We start from the raw sequence: 1,416 nt of genomic DNA on the forward strand, positions 1-1,416 counted from the left end.
GCGTACGCGCGACCAGCCCGCGATCCTCCAACTTGCCGACGATCTTGGTCATCGTCGGCGGCTGCACCCGCTCGGTGTCCGCCAGCTCCCGTGGGGTCAGCGCACCGGCCAGTTGCAGGCTGGTCAGCGCCGAGAGCTGACTGAACGTGAGATCGCCGACCGCACGGGCCTGACGCAACCGCCGATTGAGCCGCATGATCGCTTCGCGCACCGAAATGGCCAGTTGCTCGGCTGTTGCCCGCTCCGCCACCGACCGCTCCATCACGTTTCTTAGCCTAGCTAATGAGCTTGGCTAACGACATCGAATACGGCTATGACCGTAGTCACCGGGCACGCTAGCGCACCCGGCGACCACCCCGATCACCGCAGGCAGCAGCTCACAACAGAACAGACTCCAGCGGGCCCCGCAGGAAGTACAGGACGAACAGCACTGCCACGCCGTACAGCAGCGGGTGCACCTCCCGGGCCTTGCCGACGGCCACCTTGATCACCACGTACGAGATGATCCCGGCGCCGATGCCGTTGGAGATCGAGTATGTGAACGGCATCAGCGTGATCGCCAGGAACGCCGGGATGGCGATCTCGTAGTCGGTCCAGTCGATCTGCCGGACCGCCGTGATCATCAGGAAGCCGACCACCACCAGCGCCGTCGACGCCGCCTCGAACGGCACCATCGTGACCAGCGGGGCCAGGAACATGGCCAGCAGGAACAGCACGCCGGTGACCAGGTTGGCGACGCCCGTCCGGGCTCCCTCGGCGACACCCGAGGCGCTCTCGATGAACGACGTGTTGCTCGACACGCTCGCCGCACCGCCGGCCGCCGCGGCGACCGAGTCGACGAGCAGGATCTCCTTCGTCCGCGGCGGCATGCCCTCGGAGTCCAGCAGGTCGCCCTCCTGGCCGACCGCGACCATCGTGCCCATCGTGTCGAAGAAGTCGGTGATCAGCAGGGTGAAGATGAACATCAGCACGACCAGCCAGCCGGCCCGGTCCCACGAGTCGAGCACGTTGAACTTGCCCAGCAGCGACAGGTCGGGCAGATCCACGATCTTGTCCGGCAACGCGGGCACGTTCAGCGACCAGCCGGCCGGGTTCGGCTTGCCGTCGACGAACGACGGGCCGACCTTGGCGATCGCCTCCACGATGACCGCCAGCACCGTGCTGACCAGGATGCCGATCAGGATCGCGCCCTTGACCTTGCGGACGAAGAGCACCAGCGTGATCAGCAGACCGACGCAGAAGACGAACACCGGCCAGGTCGTCAGCTTGCCGCCCAGACCCAGCTCAACCGGCACGGTCGTGCCCGCGGCGTCCGGGATGCGGCGCACGAAGCCCGCGTCGACCAGCCCGATGATCATCAGGAACAGGCCGATACCGACGCCGATCGCCGTCTTCAGCTGGGTGGGCACGGCCCGG

2 protein-coding genes are annotated in these 1,416 nt (G+C 66.9%); both read right to left on the reverse strand.

The annotated features are described in order from the left end of the window. Positions 1 to 262, reverse strand: a 262-nt coding sequence (locus tag DMB66_RS59695) for a MarR family winged helix-turn-helix transcriptional regulator (RefSeq protein ID WP_125812684.1), incomplete at its 3' end; no start/stop codon positions are given. Between the two features lie 115 nt (positions 263 to 377). Further along, a partial coding sequence (locus DMB66_RS59700; RefSeq protein ID WP_148112965.1) for an NCS2 family permease occupies positions 378 to 1,416 on the reverse strand: 1,039 nt, incomplete at its 5' end.

It is taken from the genome of Actinoplanes sp. ATCC 53533 (genome assembly GCF_003947245.1).